The organism is Micromonospora sp. DT4 (genome assembly GCF_049841675.1).
Lineage (GTDB): Bacteria > Actinomycetota > Actinomycetes > Mycobacteriales > Micromonosporaceae > Micromonospora.
Genome location: NZ_JBNCKT010000017.1, coordinates 21,614 through 42,351 on the forward strand (window position 1 = coordinate 21,614; position 20,738 = coordinate 42,351).

The 20,738-nt window shown below is 68.2% G+C and carries 14 protein-coding genes; 7 read left to right on the forward strand and 7 right to left on the reverse strand.

Annotation, left to right across the window (positions count from 1 at the left end):
* Positions 1-6: 6 nt before the first annotated feature.
* From ACLQ24_RS08090 to ACLQ24_RS08100, 3 genes are read right to left on the reverse strand one after another with little or no spacing between them, the layout of a single operon-like run.
* Entirely contained in the window at positions 7-1,233 is a 1,227-nt protein-coding gene (locus ACLQ24_RS08090) for a cytochrome P450 (protein WP_425890075.1), read from the reverse strand.
* Positions 1,230-2,513, reverse strand: a complete 1,284-nt coding sequence (locus ACLQ24_RS08095) for an ATP-grasp domain-containing protein (protein ID WP_425890076.1) — start codon at positions 2,511-2,513, stop codon at positions 1,230-1,232. The genes ACLQ24_RS08090 and ACLQ24_RS08095 overlap by 4 nt, the downstream gene beginning before the upstream one ends.
* A gap of 11 nt (positions 2,514-2,524) precedes the next feature.
* Positions 2,525-3,319 carry a thioesterase II family protein gene (locus ACLQ24_RS08100; RefSeq protein WP_425890077.1) on the reverse strand — a complete coding sequence of 265 codons (795 nt, stop codon included), beginning with the start codon at positions 3,317-3,319 and terminating at the stop codon, positions 2,525-2,527.
* A 153-nt stretch (positions 3,320-3,472) separates the two neighbouring features.
* Between ACLQ24_RS08100 and ACLQ24_RS08105 the strand changes: the two genes are divergently transcribed.
* Together ACLQ24_RS08105 and ACLQ24_RS08110 are read left to right on the forward strand one after the other, a co-directional pair.
* Entirely contained in the window at positions 3,473-4,315 is an 843-nt protein-coding gene (locus ACLQ24_RS08105) for an IS5 family transposase (RefSeq protein WP_425890078.1), read from the forward strand.
* Between the two features lie 566 nt (positions 4,316-4,881).
* Positions 4,882-6,123, forward strand: coding sequence for an MFS transporter (locus tag ACLQ24_RS08110; protein ID WP_425890079.1), 1,242 nt, complete (start codon positions 4,882-4,884; stop codon positions 6,121-6,123).
* A 300-nt stretch (positions 6,124-6,423) separates the two neighbouring features.
* Here the strand turns inward: ACLQ24_RS08110 and ACLQ24_RS08115 are convergent, their stop codons facing one another.
* From ACLQ24_RS08115 to ACLQ24_RS08130, 4 genes are all read right to left on the reverse strand, one after another.
* The gene (locus ACLQ24_RS08115; protein ID WP_425890081.1) at positions 6,424-8,256 is read right to left on the reverse strand and encodes a carbamoyltransferase family protein; all 1,833 of its coding nucleotides are present in this window, start codon (positions 8,254-8,256) and stop codon (positions 6,424-6,426) included.
* Between the two features lie 11 nt (positions 8,257-8,267).
* A complete protein-coding gene (locus ACLQ24_RS08120) occupies positions 8,268-10,436 on the reverse strand; it encodes an iron-containing redox enzyme family protein (protein WP_425890083.1) in 2,169 nt (722 codons plus the stop codon).
* Positions 10,437-10,572: 136 nt separating this feature from the next.
* Entirely contained in the window at positions 10,573-11,589 is a 1,017-nt protein-coding gene (locus tag ACLQ24_RS08125) for an SGNH/GDSL hydrolase family protein (RefSeq protein ID WP_425890085.1), read from the reverse strand.
* A gap of 255 nt (positions 11,590-11,844) precedes the next feature.
* Positions 11,845-12,486: an LmbU family transcriptional regulator gene (locus ACLQ24_RS08130; RefSeq protein ID WP_425890134.1), complete on the reverse strand. Its 642-nt coding sequence runs from the start codon at positions 12,484-12,486 to the stop codon at positions 11,845-11,847.
* A 1,165-nt stretch (positions 12,487-13,651) separates the two neighbouring features.
* Here ACLQ24_RS08130 and ACLQ24_RS08135 point away from each other — a divergent pair.
* From ACLQ24_RS08135 to ACLQ24_RS08155, 5 genes are read left to right on the forward strand one after another with little or no spacing between them, the layout of a single operon-like run.
* Positions 13,652-13,822 (forward strand): hypothetical protein, encoded by a 171-nt coding sequence (locus ACLQ24_RS08135; RefSeq protein ID WP_425890087.1) that lies wholly within the window; start codon positions 13,652-13,654, stop codon positions 13,820-13,822.
* A 49-nt stretch (positions 13,823-13,871) separates the two neighbouring features.
* On the forward strand, positions 13,872-15,371 hold the full coding sequence (locus ACLQ24_RS08140; protein ID WP_425890089.1) for a condensation domain-containing protein: 1,500 nt from the start codon (positions 13,872-13,874) through the stop codon (positions 15,369-15,371).
* A complete protein-coding gene (locus ACLQ24_RS08145) occupies positions 15,368-16,711 on the forward strand; it encodes a lysine N(6)-hydroxylase/L-ornithine N(5)-oxygenase family protein (protein WP_425890090.1) in 1,344 nt (447 codons plus the stop codon). Before ACLQ24_RS08140 ends, ACLQ24_RS08145 begins: the two co-directional genes overlap by 4 nt.
* Positions 16,708-17,496 carry a thioesterase II family protein gene (locus ACLQ24_RS08150; RefSeq protein ID WP_425890092.1) on the forward strand — a complete coding sequence of 263 codons (789 nt, stop codon included), beginning with the start codon at positions 16,708-16,710 and terminating at the stop codon, positions 17,494-17,496. The genes ACLQ24_RS08145 and ACLQ24_RS08150 overlap by 4 nt, the downstream gene beginning before the upstream one ends.
* A complete protein-coding gene (locus ACLQ24_RS08155; RefSeq protein WP_425890093.1) occupies positions 17,493-20,729 on the forward strand; it encodes a non-ribosomal peptide synthetase in 3,237 nt (1,078 codons plus the stop codon). The genes ACLQ24_RS08150 and ACLQ24_RS08155 overlap by 4 nt, the downstream gene beginning before the upstream one ends.
* Positions 20,730-20,738: the final 9 nt, after the last annotated feature.

Here is a 20,738-nt window from a genome sequence, read left to right on the forward strand (position 1 = left end):
TGCCTTTCAGCGCAGTCGGACAGGCAGGCTGCTGTATCCGTGGAGGAAGGTCGAGTAGATCGGCACCGGCGGGCCTGTCTGCGTCAGCGATTTGACCTCGTCCCGCAGAGCCTCAAGCAGCGCACCGATCTCCACCCGAGCCAGGTGAGCGCCGATGCAGAAGTGCGCTCCGTACACGAAGGAGAGTTGCCGGTTCGGCGTCCGGGTGAGGTCGAACCGCTGTGGCTCTTCGAACTCCTCGCCGTCGGCGTTGGCGGAGTTCAACCACGCGACGACCGCATCGCCGGCCTGGATCTCCTGACCGAGCAACGTCGTCGTGGTCATCGCGGTCCGACCGACGTGGATGGCGGGCGTGGTCCAGCGCAGTATCTCCGCCACAGCCAGCTCGACGGGGAGGCCATCCCGGAGCGCCTGCCACTGCTCCGGATGCTCGATCAGCGCCAGGACGCCACCGATCATCGCCAGGCGGGCCGTCTCGTCGCCACCCACCACGAGGCTGTAGCAGTTCAATACCACCTCGTCGATCGACAGGCGCCGCCCATCGATCTCGCCGTTGACCAGGAGCGTGATGAGGTCCGGATGCTCGTCGTCGGTCACGGAACGACCGAGCCGGGCGGTCGCCAGCTTGGCGAAGTACAGCAGTAACTGGCCCTTGGCCATCCGGGCTGCCTCGGCACCCGCTGTCTGGCGCTCCGAACTCAGGGCGGAACTGGTCTGCCGCAGGATGAACGGCCGATCCTCCAGGGGAACGTCGAGCAGGTCGCAGATCGCGTGCAGCGGAATGTGCGCTGCGACGTCCCGGGCGAAGTCACAGTCACCGGCCTGCCGGGCGGCGCGAACGAGGGCGCGCGTCCTGACCTGTACCCGGGCGGAGACGGAGGCGAGCGCGTTCCGCGTCAGTCCCTGCCAGAGCAGCCTCCGGACGGCGGCGTGGCGGAGCCCGTCGCTGACGGCCAGCATCCGGCCGGCACCGGAATCCCCGGAGGTCAGCAGAGTGTCCATGACGTTGCCGCCGGTGGACCCGAACACGTCGCTGTCACGGCAGACGGCCAGGACGTCGGTGTACCGGGTGACATTCCAGAAGCCACGGCGCGGCCCGCGGGGGACATGCCAGGCGATCGGTTGATCCCGGCGTAGACGTTCGAACAACGGTCGCGTCCGATCGGCGACATGGGTCATCGGATCGGCGAGATCGACGTCCACGCCCAGTCGCTCGGTCAACTGCCCGCTCACGTTAACTCCCTCTGCCTTTCGATGCCCATGCCGGGCAGGAACCGGGCGGCAATATGGTGTTCACGTCCGTCGACCGCGAAGCGGTAGACCAGGGTGTCCAGCATCCGGTCGATCTGGTGCAGCATTTGCTCGGTGCTGTCCGCCTCCCCGCAGACGAGGTCCAAGGGATTCGTCATCACGCCGGCGCCCGGCAGATCGCCGACCCGGAAGTACGGCTTGTACCCGGTGATACCCGAAATCGTCTGCAGCGCGTTCCAGTCGCCCACCTCCAGCAGCCGCGAGGCCGCCATCGGGGCCGGGTTGTTGTACTGCCACACGATCTTGCGTGTTCTGATGGGACCGGGAAGGCGGGTCTCACCCAGGGCGATGCGCGCGGCGAGTCGTACCAGGTTGGGAGCGCCGCAGCGCGATGCGAGCTCGTTGAGGTGGCCGCCGAGTCGCCCGTTGACCTCGATGATCCGAGGCCCCTTCGGGGTGAGTTTCACCTCCGTGTGTGCAATGCCGGTGCCGAACGCCAGGGCCTTCAGCGCTCGGGTGACCAGGTCGAGAATGTCCACCCGTTGGCGCGGATCCAACCGAGCGGGCCAGAACTGGCCGACCTCGCGGAATGGCGGAACCAGGGGGAACTTCCCGGTGATCGCGAGGTGGCGCACGGATCCCGACACGGCGGCGCTCTCCACCGACACGTAGTCGCCGATGCCCGGTGGGCTCTGCCCGACGAGCAGTTCCTCGAGAACCAGGCCGGCTTGGGCGTGTTGGCTGAGCAGCTGTCTCACCCGCCGACCGGTCAGTTCCGGCGGGGTCGCAGGATCCACCGGGTGGGTGTCCCTGCTGCCACCCCCTCGGGCGGGCTTGAGGACGGCCTGCGTGCCGAGCGCGGCCATCGCTCGTTCGTAGTCCGCGACGCTGCGGATCAGGCTGCTGCGCGTGTCGTCGACCCCGGCCTCGCGCAGCCGCTCTCGTTGCAGCGCCTTGTTGGTCAGCGCTAGGGCCGTCGCGGGCGAGTGGTACGCCAGCCCCAGCTCGGCTGCTAGCTCTGCAGTGGTGGGAACGGCCTTCTCGCTGAAGGTGACGATGCCGGCCGGCCGTGTCGCAGCAAGCCGCCGCGCGTTGACCCGTGGGTCGCGGACCAACTCGATCGTCTCGCCCATGTGGCGCAGGACCGGCAGCGCCCGCCGCGCCTCTTCCGTGTCCGCGACCGCGAAGATCGGTGTGGCCACACCGGCCAGTCCTGCGACGGCCTCGGACGGGTGCACGGCACCCTTGTCGTAGACCACCACGATCCGGCTGCTCATTGGTTATCGAGTCCCGCGCGCTGGGGTGCCGGTCGGGCCAGCTCGTCCTCGATGGCGGCGGCGACGTCCGCGCGGGCGCCGTCGAGGAAGAAGTGCCCACCGGGGAGCTCCCTGGTCCGACAAGCTCCGGTCGTTTCCCGCGCCCAGGCTTCGAGGCCGCCGCCGGCGGTTGTGTCGTCGTCCACCCCACCGAGTGCGAGAATGTCGCAGCGAATCGGCGGTGAACTCCGCGGCCGCAATACATAGCTCCACCAGATCTCCGAATCGCGCCGCGTCAGACGCAGGCTCAGTGCCACGAGGTCGCGGTTCTCGAGGGCTGCGGCTGGCAGTCCACCACCGTTAAGCAGCGCGTCGAGTAACTCGTCGTCGCTCTGTAGGTGCGGTGGCGTCTCCTCCACGAGGCGTCGGTGCGTCTCGGCGGGTGGCGCCGCACCGGCCACGATCAGGCGCTCCACCGTGCCTCCTCGCGCTTCCAGACGCACTGCGGTCTCATAAGCGACGTAGGCGCCCATGCTGTGTCCGACAATGGCGATGGGTCCCTCCAGGCCGGCGGTGACCAGGTCTGCCACGGCAATTTGGGCGAGCGACTCAATGTCCGCCGCGAAGGGTTGGGTAGCTAGGTTTCCTCGACCGGGATACTGCATCGCCAGCACTCTGCGGCCGGGTAGGAGGCCGACCCACCTGCGCACGGCAAAGACAGCGCCGCCGGCGTACGGGAACAGCAATGCGACCTTCTCTGGCTGGTTTTTCCCGACGCTCAGATCCCAAAGGCGGGTGGTAACCGCTCGCATTCCGCAACCTTCCCGAAGTAACCCGGATGGCGCTGTCATCCACGCGAAGTTAGAGGCCACGCAAATAGGACAGTGGAGGCCGGGCGAGTACGAGGCGGGCATAGGCATTAGTGATCATGAGGGTTCCTACACCGAGTGATCATTGGAATGCCTGTGCCCGCTGTTCCATCTTGGCTGAGCGACCCCCTGTGGGACCAGTTCGCCGCGCTGTTGCCCGCGCGACCCGCCGTCGATCCGGCTCATCCGCTGGGCTGCCACCGTCCGCGTGTGGCTGACCGGATCGTGTTCGACAAGCTCCTGCAGGTGCTGCGGTTCGGCTGCTCGTACGAGGGCATCGCCGACACGACCTGCTCGGCCACCACGATCCGCAACCGCCGTGACGAGTGGATCCACCTGGGTGTGTTCGCCCAGCTCAAGAAGATTGTCCTGGATGCCTACGACCGGATCGTCGGGCTGCTGCTCGACGACCTCGCCGTCGACGGCTGCATCACCAAAGCCCCTGGCGGCGGCGAGGTCGCCGGACGGTCTCCCGTCGACCGCGGCAAGCAGGGCATGAAACGCTCACTGATGGTCGAGGCCCGCGGCATCCCACTAGGCCGGGTGCTGGCCGGTGCCAACCGCCACGACTCGCCGCTACTCAAGCCCACCCTGGACCACCTCGACGACCTCGGCCCGTTACCCGAGGACATCACCGTGCACCTGGACGCCGGCTACGACTCGACCATCAGCCGTGACCTACTCACCGAACGCGGCCTGACCGGCGAGATCGCCCGCAAAGGCGTCAAGGCCCCGATCCAGGCCACCCGCCGCTGGCACGTCGAGCGCACCAACGCCTGGCACAACGCGTTCAACCGGCTCCAACGCTGCTACGAACGCAAGGAGAAAGTCATCGACGCCTACTTCGACCTCGCCGACACGATCATTACCCTACGTAGCCTCATCCGGCAGGCATGGACCCTATACCGATGGGACACCCGCCCCACCCGCCGCCCATGATCTTGACCAATTTGCGCGACCTCTTAATCGTGACGCGCGGATGCTGCGGCCGTCTAGTGGTGCGCTATTCCTGTCCCGCCGGCGAGACGAGAAATGAGGGCGCGGTTCGGTGCGTTCCGAGGGTGGCGTCGCATCACCCGCTCTGCTGCCCGCCGACGCGACCGCGGGCTCGGCAATGTCCGCGGGGCGCACCTCAGCCACCGCACGGCGCTCTCTCCCGGTGGGCCCGTGCGCGTCGGCCTGGTCGTCGCGACGCTCGCCACGGCGTGGTCCGCGGGGAGACGGCGACCGAGCCGGACCGCGAGCAGTCGGTGCTGACACCAACGGCGCGCGTCGAGGTCAATGCTTTTCCTCGATAACGCCACCCCGTCTCGTCAACATTCTGTTGACACCGGGTGGTGTCGATATCGCCAGCTTCCGGGCTTGACGACCGTCGCGGGCAGGATTACGGTTGATCAGCAGTCAGTCAATCGTTGCCGGCTGGGTCCGGACGAGGTGGCAGTCATTCCGGCGTGACCGTTGAATGATGCGACAGCCACGATTGCCGTAAGTTCTTCGGAGAAATAGTGGTTTTAAAGATAAGCCGCCTCGAAATACTGCGCGACCGCAGGTTCGGCCCGTTTATGCTGGGTTACGCCACCTCGGCCCTGGGCACGTCGATGGCCTCCGTGGCGTTGGCGTTCGCGGTGCTGCAGGAACGGGGGTCACCGGCCGATCTCAGCTATGTCCTGGCCGCGCGACTGGTGCCAATGGTGCTGTTCCTGGTCGTCGGCGGGGTGCTCGGCGACCGATTCTCCCGCCGCGCGGTGATGCTGTACGCGGACATCCTCCGCGCATTAGCTCAGGGTGCCATCGCGGCGGCATTCTTCGTCGGCCGGCCCAGTCTGGTGCTGCTGATGGTGTTGGCCGCGCTCAGTGGCCTCGGCGAAGCCGCCTTCATGCCGTCGTTCAACGCCCTGCTGCCGTCGCTGCTCCCACCGGACCGGCTGGTCGACGGTAACGCCATGCGAGGGCTGGCCCAGTCGGTGTCGACGGTCGCCGGGCCGGCCCTGGCCGGCGTGCTGATTACCGTCACGTCACCCGCGACCATCCTGCTGGTCGACGCGATTACCTATCTTCCCAGCATCGTGGTGCTCGTGCTGCTACGCATCGAAGAACGGCCCCGAAAGCCATCGACGATGCTTCAGGATCTGCGCGGCGGGTGGCGCGTCTTCTGGTCGTACCCGTGGTTGTGGACGGTGACCCTGCAGTTCACCCTCTTCAACCTGCTGGTCTGGGGGCCTTACCTGGTTCTCGGTCCGGCTTCGGCTGAACGCTACTACCAGGGTGCGGGCACGTGGGGTGTGGTGCTCGCACTCTACGGCGCTGGTTCCGTCCTCGGTGGGCTCCTGATATTGGGCCGCCGTTGGGACCGTCCCTTGGTGGTGACCACTCTGGTCTCTTTTCTCTGGGCCGCTCCGTCCGCCGCCTTCGCACTGCGCCTGCCGCTGCCCGTGCTGGGCGCTGCGGCACTGCTGGCCGGGATCGCAAGCGCGGTCTTCAACGGTCTCTGGCTGACCACCGTCCAGCAGCGCGTGCCGCAGGAAGCCATGTCCCGGGTGATGGCCTACATAACGTTCGGCGCCTATTCGGTCGGTCCGGCGGGCATGACGCTTGCCGGGCCCGTCTCGCAGGCAGTGGGAATCGCTCCGGTGCTGGTGACCGGCGTGGTGTGGCAGGTACTGGCCACCTCGGTGGTGCTCACGCTGCCGGCGATCCGCGCCGTCCGCCGGCCGGAAACCCCCGCCGAACCGCTCGTACGGGCCTGAGGCTGATCTCCTCGAACGCCACCCAGACGCGACGGGCGGTGGCCCGTGCCCACGGAGTGCGCGAGCTCGCAGGTCGAGACGGTCAGCGCGGCCCGCGCGGCGAATGGCCGGCCGGGTATGACCAGTAGCTCGACGATCTCGGGTCTGGACGTCGGCGCAACGGATCTCGGACCACGCGGATGACGAGTGCCACGGGCGTCAGAACCAGGAAGTAGAAGCCCCCCAGCAGCAGGCGTCGCATGTGTTCCTCCGGGATAGGGATGGTGGGTCGAAGCTTCGCCACGGTCGGCGAGCGCCGGATCAGTCCATGGGGATGCCGGAGCGCCAGTCGCGATCCTCGTGCCACGGCGGTTGTTCCGACTTGTTCAGCAGGAAGCTGCCGATCGCGAGCAGGTCCAGATCGGTCCGCATGAAGCAGGTGTACGCCTCGCGTGGTGTATTGACGATCGGCTCGCCGCGCACGTTGAAGGAGGTGTTCACCAGTACCGGACAACCGGTCAACTCCTTGAAGGCGGTCAGGAGCCGCCGGAATGCGGCGTTTCCGGTGCCGTCCACCGTCTGCACGCGCGCGGAGTAGTCGACGTGCGTGACCGCCGGCACGGTGGAGCGAGGAACCTTCAGCAGTTCGAGCCCGGTCACACCGGCGCTGTCCGCGGCGATGCGCTGCTCGGCCGCCACGGGACTCACCACCAGCATGTACGGGCTGCTCTGTCGCAGTTCGAAATAGTCCTTGGCGTCGTCGGTCAGCACCGCCGGCGCGAACGGCCGGAACGACTCCCGGAACTTGATCTTCAAGTTCATCGCGGCCTGCATGTCCGTTCGACGTGGGTCACCGAGAATGGATCGCGCGCCGAGTGCCCGCGGGCCGAACTCCATGCGGCCTTGGAACCACCCCACCACCTTGCCGTCAGCCAGCTGCCGGGCCACCTCCGTCGCGAGTCGTCCCGGATCGAGCCGGCGGTGCGGGATGCGACGCTCCGTCAGGAAGGCGGCGATCTCGTCGTCGGAGAAGGCCGGCCCCAGCAGGGCTCCCGACATGCCGTCGGTGCCATGTGCCAGGTGCGCTCGCGGGGCGCCGTCGTCGGCTGCCGTCGCCAGCGCGGCGCCCAGGGCCCCGCCTGCGTCGCCGGCCGCCGGCTGCACCCATACCTCGTCGTAGAGGTCACTCTCGACGATCTTCCCGTTCGCCACGCAGTTGAGCGCTACTCCGCCCGCCATGCAAAGCCGCCGATCCCCGGTCAGCTCGCGTGCCGTCCTGGCCAGCCGCACCATCACCTCCTCGGTGACCACCTGCAGGGATGCGGCCAGATCGAACTCGCGCTCTGTCAGCGGGCCCTCGGGTACCCGGCGCGGGCCGTCGAACAGACGCTCGAACTCCCGTCCGGTCATCACCTCGCCGCGCAGAAAGGCGAAGTGACGTAGGTCGAGCCGGAACGAGCCGTCCGGCTTCAGGTCGATCAGACGGTTCCGGATCAGCCCGGCGTAGCGCGGCCTGCCGTACGGCGCCAGCCCCATGACCTTGTACTCACCGGAGTCGACCTTGAAGCCGCAGAAGTAGGTGAATGCCGAGTAGAGCAGACCGAGTGAGTGCGGGAAGCGGAGCTCGGCGACCAGCCGCAGGCCGTCACGGGTGCCATGCCAGATGCTGGTGGTCGTCCATTCGCCGACTCCGTCGACGCAGAGCACGGCCGCGCTCGGGTACGGGCTGGGATAGAACGCGGAGGCGGCATGGGACTCGTGATGGTGCCGTGTGACGATCGCCGGCACAGCGCCGAGGTCGAGCGCCGTCAGCCGTTGCCGGACGGTCCGCCGCATCCGCAGCTTCCACGACAGCCACTGGGGCGCCGTGCTCTGGAACGCCGGAAAACCCGTGGGGGCGACCGCGGCGTACGTCGCCAACACCCGCCCGAACTTGCGCAACGGATCTTCGTAATAGGCGATGCGGTCGACGCTGGTCAGATCGACTCCGCGCTCGGCCAGGCAGTACCGGACGGCATTGCCGGGAAAGGACGGATCGTGGCGGCGTCGGGTGAAGCGTTCCTCCTGTGCCGCGGCCACCATGGTCCCGTCCTCCACCAGCGCCGCCGCACTGTCGTGATAGAAGGCCGAGACGCCTAGCACGAGCTTGGACACGAGCAGCTCCTTCAGTCGCGCGTGAACCGTCGCGTGGCACGCCGTTGAGCCCGGCGGGCCGCCCAGCTGTCGGGGGGATCGAGCGACCGGTATCCGGCCCGCACCCGATCCCACGTTGCCCGCCGTAGGTCCGCGTTGGTGGTGTCCGGCAGGGCGCTCATGAAGGTGTCGATCGCCCGGGCGGCCCAGGCCGAGTGACCGGTCGCGATGTTGTCGATGGTGTTGTGGATGTCGACAAAGCGGGTGTCGAAGCCGTGGGCCCTCAGCGCGATGCGGGCGCGGCGGTAGCTGCCTCCGACTCCCGACAGCTCCATCGCCAGGTTGAGGCCGAGGACCTCGGGAAGAAACGTCCTCGGGAAGCGTCCGATGGACAGCCAGTAGACCGGCAGCTCGAAGGAGGCGTCCCGAAATCGCGGCCAGCGGGCGAACTCCACCGAACTGGTCGGCGGCGGTTCGGCTGCCATCTCGGCGAGCACCTGCCGATAGATGAGCGGATGGTTCAGCCGTGGCTCACCGTTGCCGAGCTCGTCCCAGTACGTGTCGAACAGCGAGAAACCAACCTCGGAGGTGGCCAGCTCCGCGTCGGTGAAGCCCTGCAGCCATGAACCGTCGATGAGAGTCAGCGGAGCGAGCTGGACGGTGGAGTCGACGAGGGCGTCGCGCGGCGGCAGCGGCCCCGCCTCGCTCTCGTCGAACCCGGCGGCGTGTCGGTCGTGTTGGTCGACCAACCACTCGTGCAACCCGCTCGCCGGCCAGCGTTCGGGCAGCGGGCACGTGTTCGCGTCCATGCCGTGACCGGCGCGGGCGAGCCAGCCGTGCACGTAGGCGTGAGCGTAGCGGTGCACCGCGACGGTGCCGGTGCGTCGCAGCAGCAGGTGGTAAGCCTCGCGGAGGTCGGCGGGTCCAGTTCCGGCCGCGGCACCCATGGCGCCGGCGTCGAGGGTCGACAGATCCGGTGGGACGAGCGGCTCGGCCGGCACCACCGAGGCGGTGCCTGGGGAGATCGGCGTCGCGTCGATCCACCGTCGGATGACTGCCAGGTCTCCTGGCGCGAAGATGCGGAACATCGGCCCGTGCTCGCTGATCAGGGAGGTGAGCAACGGGCTGTGCGCCGAATCGCCGGGCCCTATCAGGCGGCTGGATGCCAGTTCCGCCATCAGCGGCGCGGGATCTGTCCGGGCCTCCGCGAGCCAGTGGGCGAGGTGCCGGTCGCCCATGCGGAAGTCGTGGTGGTAGATCATCGCCTCGCGCGCCCGGGAGCGGAGCAACTCGGCCATCTCGAAGGCCGGATCTCGTGCCGCGGCGAGTTCGGCGTAAGCCGCTTCGTTCCAGCCCCGGAGGACCTTGAACGCCCAGTGGAAGCCCCGCGCCACGCCGAGCGCGAGTTCCGGGCTGGTCGACGTCAGCGCCTCGGCCACGGCGAGCGATTGGTTCAGGGCCGTCGGCGCGTCCTGGCCCCGCGCGGTCGACCCGTCCAGGGAGTTCCAGTCCGCAGCCCGGGCGACGAGCTTCCGAACGACGAACAGCGCGGGCAGCAGGCCGACCGCTCGCAGGCAGAGGTCGGCGCCCACGATTTCGGCGACGAAATCGTCGGGCCGCCGACCCGCGGTCAGGAGTACCGCAGGCAGGTGGAACGCCGTGTCGGCGATGCGGTCGTCGAGGGCGAGCGCCGCGACGGGAGCCGCGTGCTCGGCGTGCCCGAGCGCCCGCAACATGCTGAGGTACGCCGTGCCGCGCGAGGCCCGGGGCCGGCCAACGCCGAGATCCGAGGCGTACAACGCGAGGAGTCGGAGGCGGACCGGATCCTCGGCCCCGCTTGGGCTGCTCAACCACTGGAGCCAGTTGCCCTGCACGATGGCGAGCGGTGCACAAGCGAGGGCCGAGCGCCGGACCAGAGCCGATGCCGCTTCAGCGTCAGCGGCGTCGACCAGGGCAAGGTGACGCTCGGCCTGCCGCGAGGACCAGGAGGCCGCGCGGCGGCACCTGTCGTCGATCCGTGTCGACTGGACGAACGTCTCGCTGAACCGGTCGAACTCCGCGTCCAGCGCGTCGGTCAGCTGACCATCGGGCAGGAAACACTCCGGGTCGCAGGCCCGCTGGTATGCCGCGCGGAGGGTTGATCCGAGCCGCCCGCTGTTGCCCGAAGCGACCTGGCTCTCCGCTGGGGTGTACGCGGTCATCCGGCCTCCTCGTCTTCGACTGCGCGGTGAGGGTCAGAACATCGGGTAGATCGAGGCATCGTTCTTGGGCTTCGGCTTGCGCCGGAAGATCTTTGCGAAGATGCGTCGCAGGAGTGACATCGCCGTACCTCCACGGTCAGGACAGGGTCAGGTGCTCGGCGAGCAGGCGGGCGACGAGGTCGTAGCCCGCGTCGGTGCAGTGGCATCGGTCGACGAAGATCCAGTCGTCCGGTCCGGCCGCTGCGGCGAGCACGCTGTTCATGTCCAGGAAGTTCACCTGCTGCCGTGAGCAGCCGTCGCGCAGCGCGGTCGCATATCGCTGACCCACCTCCGGCTGTGTCACGTCTCCGTGCATCGCGGTGAAGCTGAAGCGTTCGTCCAGTTCGCGGAAGAGCGCCTTTTCCTCAGCGGCCGGCCGCTCGCGTACCCACGGGGCCAGTGGCTGCAGCACGAAGGAGAGTCGAGCACCGAGTGCGCTGGCGAACACCCGCCACGTGTCGAGGTGTCGGAGGGTCAGGTCGGCGGCGTGGGCGATCTGTTGATCCACATTCTTGACCGGGGCTTCGGCGTCGGTGTTCGTGGCCTGTTGTCGGCGGAACCGGCCGCCGGCGGTCCGCTGCGGCTTTCGTAGTTCGGAGACCTTCGCTAAGTAGTCGTTGCAGAGGTAGAACGCGCCGTGGTCACCCTGGACCGGGTCCGGCAACTTGGCCAGCCCCAGATTGTTGAAGCCGGAGTAGATGACGATTTCCTCGACCGGCGGCAGCAGGTGCCGGTAGAGCATGAAGAGCAACAGCTCTTGCGTGGAGTTGTGGCTGCGACCACCGAAGTTCAACCACGGTCGCCGTGGTGCGTGGTGCGACCACAGCCGGGACGGCAGGGTGGCGGCATCGTTCGTCGCCCCCACTCCAAATACCGATGAGCTTCCCACGAGAAGCTTGACGGGCTCTCGAGGCAGCCGGCTACCCGGGGACGCCTGCTCGTCCTTTCCGTGTGTGATTCGGAAGCCGATGGCGTCGGTGTTGACCACCTTGGAATGGTAGTCCGCCGGATGGAAATACATGAGATATGGGAGCCAGCGGAAGGTGCCATCCTCGTAGAGCCGCTCGTTGTAGTGCACCATGTGGGGTGTCAGTTCGGCCAGTTGAGATGCCATGGCATGTCCTCCAACGCGGCTTGGGTTCGGAGCTTCAATCCCGTCCCAAAGTGTTGATAGACGCGCACCCGAAATGCGCCGAAATGGCTGGCAGAGAGGCCCTCGGGATGGCGGATAAATCCGTCTGTTCCACACTTCTGTCGGTCGTCCACCGTGTGGCGCTATCGATGAAATCCGGATCGGATGATACGCAAACAATTTCGCGACGTCAATCGCTGGTGTCCCGCACTCGCCGCTTTGATGAGCCGACGGGGCCTAGGCGGACAGCGGCCGTCCGAGGACCTCGAGGGCTGCCGCGTCCAACTGCTTGACGATCCACGATTCCAGGCTGCAGCCCCTGCTCCGCGCTGCCGCACGCCAGCGGCTGACCTGCTCCTCAGCCACGCTGAGCTGGGGCAGAGCCTCGTCCGTTCGGCCGGGCTTGCCGCTGTCGCGGGAGCCCCGCACCTGCTGTCGCAATTGATTGCGGGACCAGCCGTTCGTGGCGGCCTGGTCGAGCCAGTAGTCCTGCTCGTGCGGCGGCAGCGCGGCGACCTCGGCATGGTGTTGGAAGCTGAGATTGTCGCGTCGGCGAGAGAGGTCGAAACTACGGGCGACCCACGCGTAGTTGCGCAGGGTCTGGTAGTCCAGTCCGACGGACTCGATGGCGCGTCGGTAGCGGTCGGTGTATCGGTGCTGCCCGAAAATCAGCCAGTCTCCGAGGCACCAAGCGGATGAGTCGGCGACAGCCGAAAGCCGCTTTCCGGCGTTTTCCCATTCGTCGTAGAGGATGCTAGCGGGAATGTTCAGCCCAACCCGCGTGACCATGATTTGGCGGGTCTTGCTGCTGTGCATGGTGCGGTTGTTCAAACTAATCGTCTGGCTAACGGCCGCCGCATTGTGGCGCAGCCTCGTCACCTTCGCCAAGATAGCCTCCCCCGATCAGATCGTCCTAGCGAGTCCACAGTAGCCGAGCGGAAGGCGGGCCGCACCAGTCAATCATCACCCTAACCGAGAGTAACCTAATTCGATGCTACCTGATTTTCCGGGGATCTGGCGGGCGTGGAGCGGTTGGCCCGACTCGCTTCTCTAGCTATTGCGGTCCCTGCAATTCGAGAGATCGAAGCTATTCCCTCGAATCCCGCTCCGGAAAGTGGATCGCGGCCGGCCGTGACCTTTCGGCGGCCGTGGGCGCTCTGCTCGGTGCGGTTGCGGTGCGGGTGCCCGCTGTCCCTGCCGGGCCGTTTTGTTGCTCCTCATGTGCGCGCTGAGCTGGGGTTTTGCGGCTGCCGCGCGCGTGCGTGGCGATGTCGAGTGGGCAATCGGATCAGATTGGCGGCTGCGGGGGATCGGAATTGGCAGCCATTCGAGGATATTCACCGGCAATCTCGGCACCGGTCAGCGCCTTGACCTTCCGGTGGCCGGGATGGCGGCTCGTGGTGTTCCCATCGTACGGAGTCCCGCAGCTGGGAATGCAAATATCCGTACACCCCGCGAGTGAGGCACCGTTCTGCCCTCCCGCGCTATCGCCGACAGATGTGCCGTTAGCTGCGCCTGCTGAGAAGAAGGAAGACGCCACTCATTCCGTGCACCCGGTCGAGCGGCGCGGACGCCGCCGCGGAGCCTGCCCGACGAGCAGTCCTTCCTGGTAGGGCGGTGCTGCACGCACCTGGCCGAAAGGGTGAGCAATCCCGGATTGTCGAGGGAGCGGTGGTTGACCGTACGGCTTTCTTCTCGATCGTCGAGCAGCCGGCAGGGGCTATCTCGCGACGGCGGACGACCATCGGCGGCGGCCGCGTGACCGTCACCCTGGGTGGTCGTAGACGCGCCCCTGGTGAGAAGGCGGAGGCTGCGGTCGCGTCCCTACCGGTGGCGTCGGCACCGGCCTGACGGGTTTCCCGGCTCCCCGGTGGCTGTCCCGCCGGCGGGACGTGAGCCGATGCGGAGGCGGCTCACGTCGGCCCATGCCTCCTGGAGTGGCCCGGCTGCCCGCGTCGTCCGGCGCCGGCTCGCTGCGGCCTAATCGGTCCTCTGGCTGCCCATGGCGGGGTTCGCGCAGGCCCGCCCTCCGACACCATGAATCGTGGAATTGTCGCAGCATCTTCCGTTATTGTTTCGCGCTCGCCTGAAGCCGTCGCTGTTCCGTCTTCCGGCGGTAACTGGCGCTGACCTTTCGCTGGCTGCCTATCCCGATTCGATTGCCCAACCACGCTTCATGGCGGTACTTTCACCGCAGGATGGCTACGCCGAATAGCGTGCCGCCGGCCGGAGAAGCACACGTTCGAGGCCGAAGGAATGCCACATTGTCGACCAATCCTGTATCGCTGTCGTCGCCCGAGGCGAACCTGCTGCTGCAGCGACGACTGTCGGGCGAACATTCCCGGTATGGCGTTGTCGCGAGCGACGGCGAATCTCGAAAACCGCTCTCGAGCGACCAGCGCCGACTCTGGTTCCTCGGCGAGGCGAATGGCGGTGGCGCGGAGTACAACGTCGACGCCGCCTACCGGCTACGCGGCCACTTGGCGGTCGACGCGTTCGCTGAGGCGCTGCGGCTTGTGGTGACGCGGCACCAGGCGTTGCGTAGCCGGATCGTCATCATCGACCGAGAGCCGTTCCAGGTCGTCGACGACCCGACCACCGTGCTGCTGAGCCGGCACGACCTGTCCGACCGCCCCGATCCCGCGGCGGCTGCCGTAGACCTCGCACGTCACGAGGCCGGGTACCGATTCGACCTGACCCGCGTGCCACCTTTGCGAGCCTGGCTGGCCCGACTGGGCCACGACGACCACGCCTTCGGTGTCACCGTGCACCATCTCGCCTTCGACCGGGAGTCCTTGGAGATCCTCAAGAGCGAGCTGTCTGCCGCCTACGCCGCCATCACGCGGGGCCTCGCCCCGGAGCTGACACCGCTGTTGGCCCAGTTCGGTGACTTCGCCGCCTGGGAGCGGCGACACGCGGATCAAGGTGGCCGGGCTTCCGACCTGTCCTATTGGCGGGAGCGCGTCGGTAACGTACCGGCGGCACTCCAACTGCCAACCGACCGGGAGCGGCCGGCCCGACCCAGCCATGTGGCTGGCGAGATCGCGGTTCGGGTGCCCGACGACGTGGCCGATCGTGTGCGTGCGCTCGCCGCCGCGCATCGCACCACGTCCTTCGTTCCGGCGTTGGCTGGCTTCCAGGCTCTGCTCCTGCGCTACGCGCCCGGGACCCGCGCCGTCGCTGTGGGCTGCCCCTTCAACGCGCGTACGAGGGTGGAGTTCGAACCGCTCATCGGCTTCTTCGTACGGTCGTTGCCGATCGTGGCGGATCTCTCCGATGCGCATGATCCAGATTTTGACCAGCTGGTAATAGCGTGTCGCGAGGCGATGCTCGGTGCGCACGAGCACCAGGAGTTACCGCTCAACGAGATCGTGCGGGTAGCTGGCGCGCCGCGGGACCTGCGGCACAATCCCATCTTCCAAGTATGGTTCGACCTCGCGGCGGACGGCTCGGCGGGCGCGCGGGACTGGCTTGCCGGACTCGACGTGCGACCGCTGCGGACGGGATCGGTGCGGACCCGCTTCGACCTGGAGATGCACCTGACGGATCCGGGCACGGGACCGATGGCCGGTCGTCTGCTCTACGCGACCGAACTCTTCGACGCGGCCACTGCCAAGGAGATCGTCCAGCACTATCAGCACCTTCTGGGCGAGGCGGTCCGCGAGCCCGGAGTTCGGCTGTCCCGGATAGCGCTGCTCTCCGAGGAAGAACGGGACGAGATCGTCAACCAGTGGAGCGTCGGCGCCAAAGGGGTGACGTCATGACCGGAAGCGTCGAGTTCGAGGCGGACGCGTACGACATCGTCGGGGTGGGCTTCGGCCCGGCCAACCTCGCACTGTCGATCGCGGCCGAGGAGGCAGCGGAGGCGGGCGTCCCTCTGCGCCGGGTCTTCCTCGAGCGCAAGCCGGCCTTCGGCTGGCACCGCGGGATGCTGTTCGAGGACGCCACGATGCAGGTCAGTTTCCTCAAGGACCTGGCGACGCCGCGCAATCCCCTGAGCCGCTTCGGATTCGTTCCGTACCTCTGGGCCAGGGGCCGGCTGTCGGCGTTCATCAACCACAAGACGCTCTTTCCGACACGGGTGGAGTTCCACGACTACCTCGAATGGGCGGCAGCCCAGGTAGCGGAGACCACCCGGTACGGCATCGAGGCGGAAAGCGTCCGGCCGGTGGTTCGCGACGGCGAGGTGGTGCACCTGGAGGTGCAGGCGCGCCGTCACCCCGACGGGCTCGCGCAGACGGTGCGGGCGCGCAACGTCGTACTGGCGCCCGGACTCCGTCCGGTACTCCCGGACGGTGTGACCGAAAGCGATCGGATCTGGCACAGCTCCGGGCTGCTGACACGAGTGGCGGACTTCGACCCGGGGGAGCCCTACCGGTTCGCGGTGCTCGGTGCCGGTCAAAGCGCGGCGGAGGTGGTGGCATATCTGCACGGGCACTTCGCGAAGGCCGAGGTGCACGCGGTGTTGGGCCGCTACGGATACAGCCCTTCCGATGACTCTCCGTTCGCGAACCGGGTGTTCGACCCCGCCGCGGTCGACGAATACTTCGGTGCTCCGGAGCCGGTCAAGCGGCGGTTCTTCGACTACCACGCCAACACCAACTATTCGGTCGTTGACATGGACCTGCTGAACGACCTGTACGGCCGCCTCTATCGCGAGGAGGTCACCGGTCATCGACGGCTCCGCGTGCACCACATGTCCGCACTGGGACCACCCGAATGCTCGGCCAGCGGGGTGACCGCCGAGTTGGTGTTCCTGCCTGACGGGCGGCGCAGCCCGCTGCGCGTGGACTACATCGTGTACGCGACGGGTTATGCGCCAACCGATCCGTTGGACATCCTGGGGCCGGCCGGCGACATGTGTGAACGCGACGACCGCGGCCGACTGCTGGTCGGCCGGGACTATCGAGTGGTCACCCGGTCGGATGTCCGTTGCGGAATCTATCTGCAGGGCGGCACCGAGCACACGCACGGGATCTCCTCCTCCCTGCTGTCCAACGTGGCCGTACGCGCCGGGGACATCCTCGCCTCTGTGCAACTCGCCGCCGCGCGGCCCGCACCGGACCTCGCGGCGGCCGGTCTGACCGGTCTGGAGACCCGGTGAGCGAAGCGCTCGCCGTCGAGACCCTGCTGCCGTTCGGCAGCCGGGCGGCAGGAGATCGAACCCGTGTCTACGGGTTCCCGCACGCGGGCGGGGAGCACTCCGCATACGGGAAGTTCGCGCTGGAACTCGCACCGGAGTTCGACTTCCAGCCGGTGCGGCTACCCCGCGGCGGGATGCTGCCGGACGGGCGGGCCAGCGACGACCCCCGGGCGCTGGTGCCCGCGCTCGGCGCCGCGCTCAGCAGTGAGTTGCGTCCGCCGTACGTGCTCTTCGGGCACAGCATGGGGGCCGTCCTCGCCGCCGAGCTGACCGCGTGGCTGGAGTGTCGGGCCCTCGCCGGTCCGGAGCTACTGATCGTCTCCGCCTGTGCCGGCCGGCAGGCAGGTTGGGTGCGGCCATCGGAACTCGAACGTGACGATGCGGCATTGACCCAGTGGGTGCTCGGGCTCGGTGGGACCGACCCGGCGTTGCTGGCGGACATGGAGATGCGGTCTCTCGTACTCGACGGCCTGCGCCATGACCTGCGGCTGCTGCACGCCTACCGGCCCACCTACCGGAGGCTGGCGGCACCGGTTCTCGCCCTCGGCGGCGTCCGGGACCCGCGGGTGCGCGAGACCGACCTCGGACGGTGGCGGGAGCGGACGACCGCGGCGTTCCGTCTTCGCATGTTCCCCGGTGGCCACTTCTACCTGTACGAGCACGCCCGGGCGATCGCAGGTGAGATCAGCCGCATGCTGACGGCTGCCCGGGCCGCGCAGCCGGGCCAGCAGCAGGAGCGCCGATGACGACACAGTACGAACAGCCGACGAGCGGACCGGCCGGTACACCGCCGGGCGCGGTGCTCTCCCCGGCCCAGGAACGCCTCTGGTTGCTGGACCAGTTGGGCCGGTCCGACGCCACCTACATGGTGTCGCGGACCTTTTGGTTGGACGGGCCGTTGCAGCCCGCGTTGCTGGAGCGGGCCGTCCATCTGGTCGCGGAACGGCACGATGTGCTGCGCTGCCGGATAGTGACCCGCTCCGGACGGCCGGAGATGGCGTCGCTGCCGGCTGCCTCGATGGCCCTCGAACGTGTGGACGTGGCCGGTACGCCGGATGCCGAACATCGTGCGCTGCGCCTCGCCGTCGAACAGTGGAGTCGCCCCTGCGACCTGTCGACAGGCCCGTTGCTGCGCGGGCTGCTGGTTCGGGTGGCGGAGGACCGGCACCTGTTCAACTACAACGTCCACCACATTGTGTTCGACGGCCCATCCCGGGTCATCTTCGAGCGCGAGCTGTCAGAGGCCTATCGTCGGCTCGTCACCGGCGATCCCACGGTCCCGGAGCGCCTCCCGATGCGGTACGCCGACGCCGCCCGGGCTCGTCACGCGGAGGCCGACAGCGGAGCTCTGGCCAACCAACTCGCCTACTGGCGCGACCGGCTCTCCGGCGCACCGGCCCTGATGGAAGGGCTGACCGACTGGCCCCGCCCGGTCGAGCCGCTGGCCGACGTCGTCCAGCAACCGGTGTCGATCGGCCGGGCGGTGACGGAGCGTATGCGACGGCTCGCGATGTCCGAACGCACCAGCCTGTTCGTGGTCGCCCTGGCCGCCTACCAGTACGTGCTCGGACGCACCGCAGGATGCACCGATGTGGTGGTCGGGGTGCCGATGTCCGGACGGATGGACCCCGACCTCGAGCCGCTCATCGGCTTCTTCACGGCCACCGTGGCGATCCGGACGGACCTCGCCGGGCAACCCACGCTGCGAATGCTGGTGCGGCAGGTCCGGGACCGGGTCCTGGAGGCGCTGGATCACCAGGATGTCCCATTCGACCGCGTCGTCCGTGCCCTCGACCTGCCCACGGACCCGACGGTCAATCCGTTGTTCCAACACTGGTTCGGGCTCGTGGACGGCGAACTCGCCAACACGGTCCCGGATCTGCCGGGAATTTGCTGCCGACTGGTGGAGCCCACGGCACCGACCATGCGTTTCGACACTGAGGTCGACCTCAGGGCAAGCGAGGGCACGGTGCAGGGCTACCTGCGGTACGCGGCGGAGCTGTTCGAGCCGACAGCGATGGAGGGGCTGGCGGGACGCTTCGGGAGGATCCTGGACCTCGGCACCATGGCGCCCGACGCGCCGGTCGACGGCCTGCCGCTGGTCAGTTCCGAAGAACGCGCGCAGCTGTTGGCGCTGGCCGCGTCGGGTAGGGCCGCCGACGTCGAGGGCCCGGTCCTGAACGAGTTGTTCCTCGACCGGTGCGCCCGAACGCCGGACGCCGTGGCCGTGTCCGACGGGGTCACCACGCTCACCTTCGCCGAGCTTGCGGTCGCTGCCAATGCGGTGGCGCATCGATTGGCGCAGGCCCGGGTCGGACCGGGCGACGTGGTAGCCCTGCACCTGCCGCGGAACGCGATCTTCATGGTCGGCATGGTCGGTGCGGTGCTGGCCGGTGCGGGGTACCTGCCGCTGGACGTGACGTCTCCGCCGGACCGGCTGGCGTACCAACTGCGCGACGCCGGCGCCGCCGCAGTGTTGGTCGACGCCGACACCCTGATGTCGGGCACGCCGTCGACGTCGCCAACGGTGGACCGTCCGGTGGTGTCGGCGGGTCCGCCATACCCCGCGCTGCCGTACCCGGGCGCGCGGACGGTGGCTGTCACGACCGACGACCTGCTGTACGTCATCTACACCTCCGGATCTACCGGTGCTCCCAAGGGGTTGGCGATCAGCCACCGTCAGTGCGGGCACCTGGTGCGCTGGCACCTCGCCACGTACCCGCTCACCGAACGGGACCGCGTCGCGCAGACCGCCAACGTCTCCTTCGACGCCGCTGTATGGGAGATGTGGCCGGCGCTTCTCGCCGGCGCCCGGCTCGACATCTGCCCGGACCACGTCGTGACGGCGCCGGATGTCATGGTGCGTTGGCTCGCCGAGCGAGGCACCACGGTGATGTTCGCCGCGACGCCACTGGCCGAACAGTTGCTGCGCCACCCGCTCGGGCTCCGGACGTCCCTACGGTTCCTGTTGACAGGCGGGGACGTCTTCCGGCCGAGCGCCGAGGACGATCCGGGCATCGACGTCTACAACCACTATGGGCCCACCGAGAACACGGTCGTCGCCACGGCCACCACTGCCGTGCGCGCCCCGTGGGACGACAACTCCATCGGTCGTCCGATCGGCGCCACCCGTGTGTATCTCCTCGATGAGCTGGGTCGGCTCGTGCCGCGCGGCGCGGTCGGGGAGATCGCCCTCGGCGGTCCGGCCGTCTCCTGGGGCTACCGCGGCCGCTCGGCACTGACCGCCGACCGCTTCGTTCCGGACCCGTTCTCACAGGTGCCCGCTGCTCGGCTCTTCCGCACCGGTGACCTGGCCTCATGGCGTGTCGACGGTAACCTGCGGTACCTCGGCCGTCGGGACGGGCAGCTCAAGGTGCGCGGCTACCGCATCGAGGCCGGTGAGGTGGAGGCGGCCCTGCTGTCCTGCTCCGGGGTGGGCGCGGCGGCCGTCGCCGCCGTGACCGGAGCGTCCGGCACGCAGTCACTCGTCGCCTACCTGGTGCCCGCCACACCCGGTGCGCCGCTGCCGAAGGCCGAGGATCTGCGGAGCGCGCTGTCCCGCTTCCTGCCGTACTACATGCGGCCCCACGTGTTCGTGGAGTTGGCCGAGTTGCCGATGACGGCCAGCGGCAAGGTCGACCGGCGGCGGCTCCCAGCGCCGGAGCAGCAGGCCGACGTCACGCCGTACCTGGCTCCCCGGACCGAGGTGGAGCGGATGATCTGCCGGGCGGGCGCCGAGGTGCTGGGTGTCGAGCGTGTGGGCGTACGGGACGACTTCTTCGCCCTCGGCGGTAGCTCGATGACCGCGGCCCGTCTGCTCGCCCGGCTGAACCAGGCATTCGACACTCAGTTCCCACTGCGCGGGGTGTTCGACCATCCCGTCCTGGCCGACCTGGCGCGGGCCATGGAGGAGCACGTGGTCGCCGAGATAGCGGCCATGTCGCCGGAGCAGATCGACGCTGTACTCCGCGGTGAGTGAGAGGAGAAT

Bases quoted from the DNA above. Each gene is read 5' to 3' on its own strand.
- ACLQ24_RS08100 (WP_425890077.1), bottom strand. From the start codon at position 3,319: ATGCGAGCGGTTACCACCCGCCTTTGGGATCTGAGCGTCGGGAAAAAC.
- ACLQ24_RS08120 (WP_425890083.1), bottom strand. From the start codon at position 10,436: ATGACCGCGTACACCCCAGCGGAGAGCCAGGTCGCTTCGGGCAACAGC.
- ACLQ24_RS08125 (WP_425890085.1), bottom strand. From the start codon at position 11,589: ATGGCATCTCAACTGGCCGAACTGACACCCCACATGGTGCACTACAAC.
- ACLQ24_RS08145 (WP_425890090.1), top strand. From the start codon at position 15,368: ATGACCGGAAGCGTCGAGTTCGAGGCGGACGCGTACGACATCGTCGGG.
- ACLQ24_RS08155 (WP_425890093.1), top strand. From the start codon at position 17,493: ATGACGACACAGTACGAACAGCCGACGAGCGGACCGGCCGGTACACCG.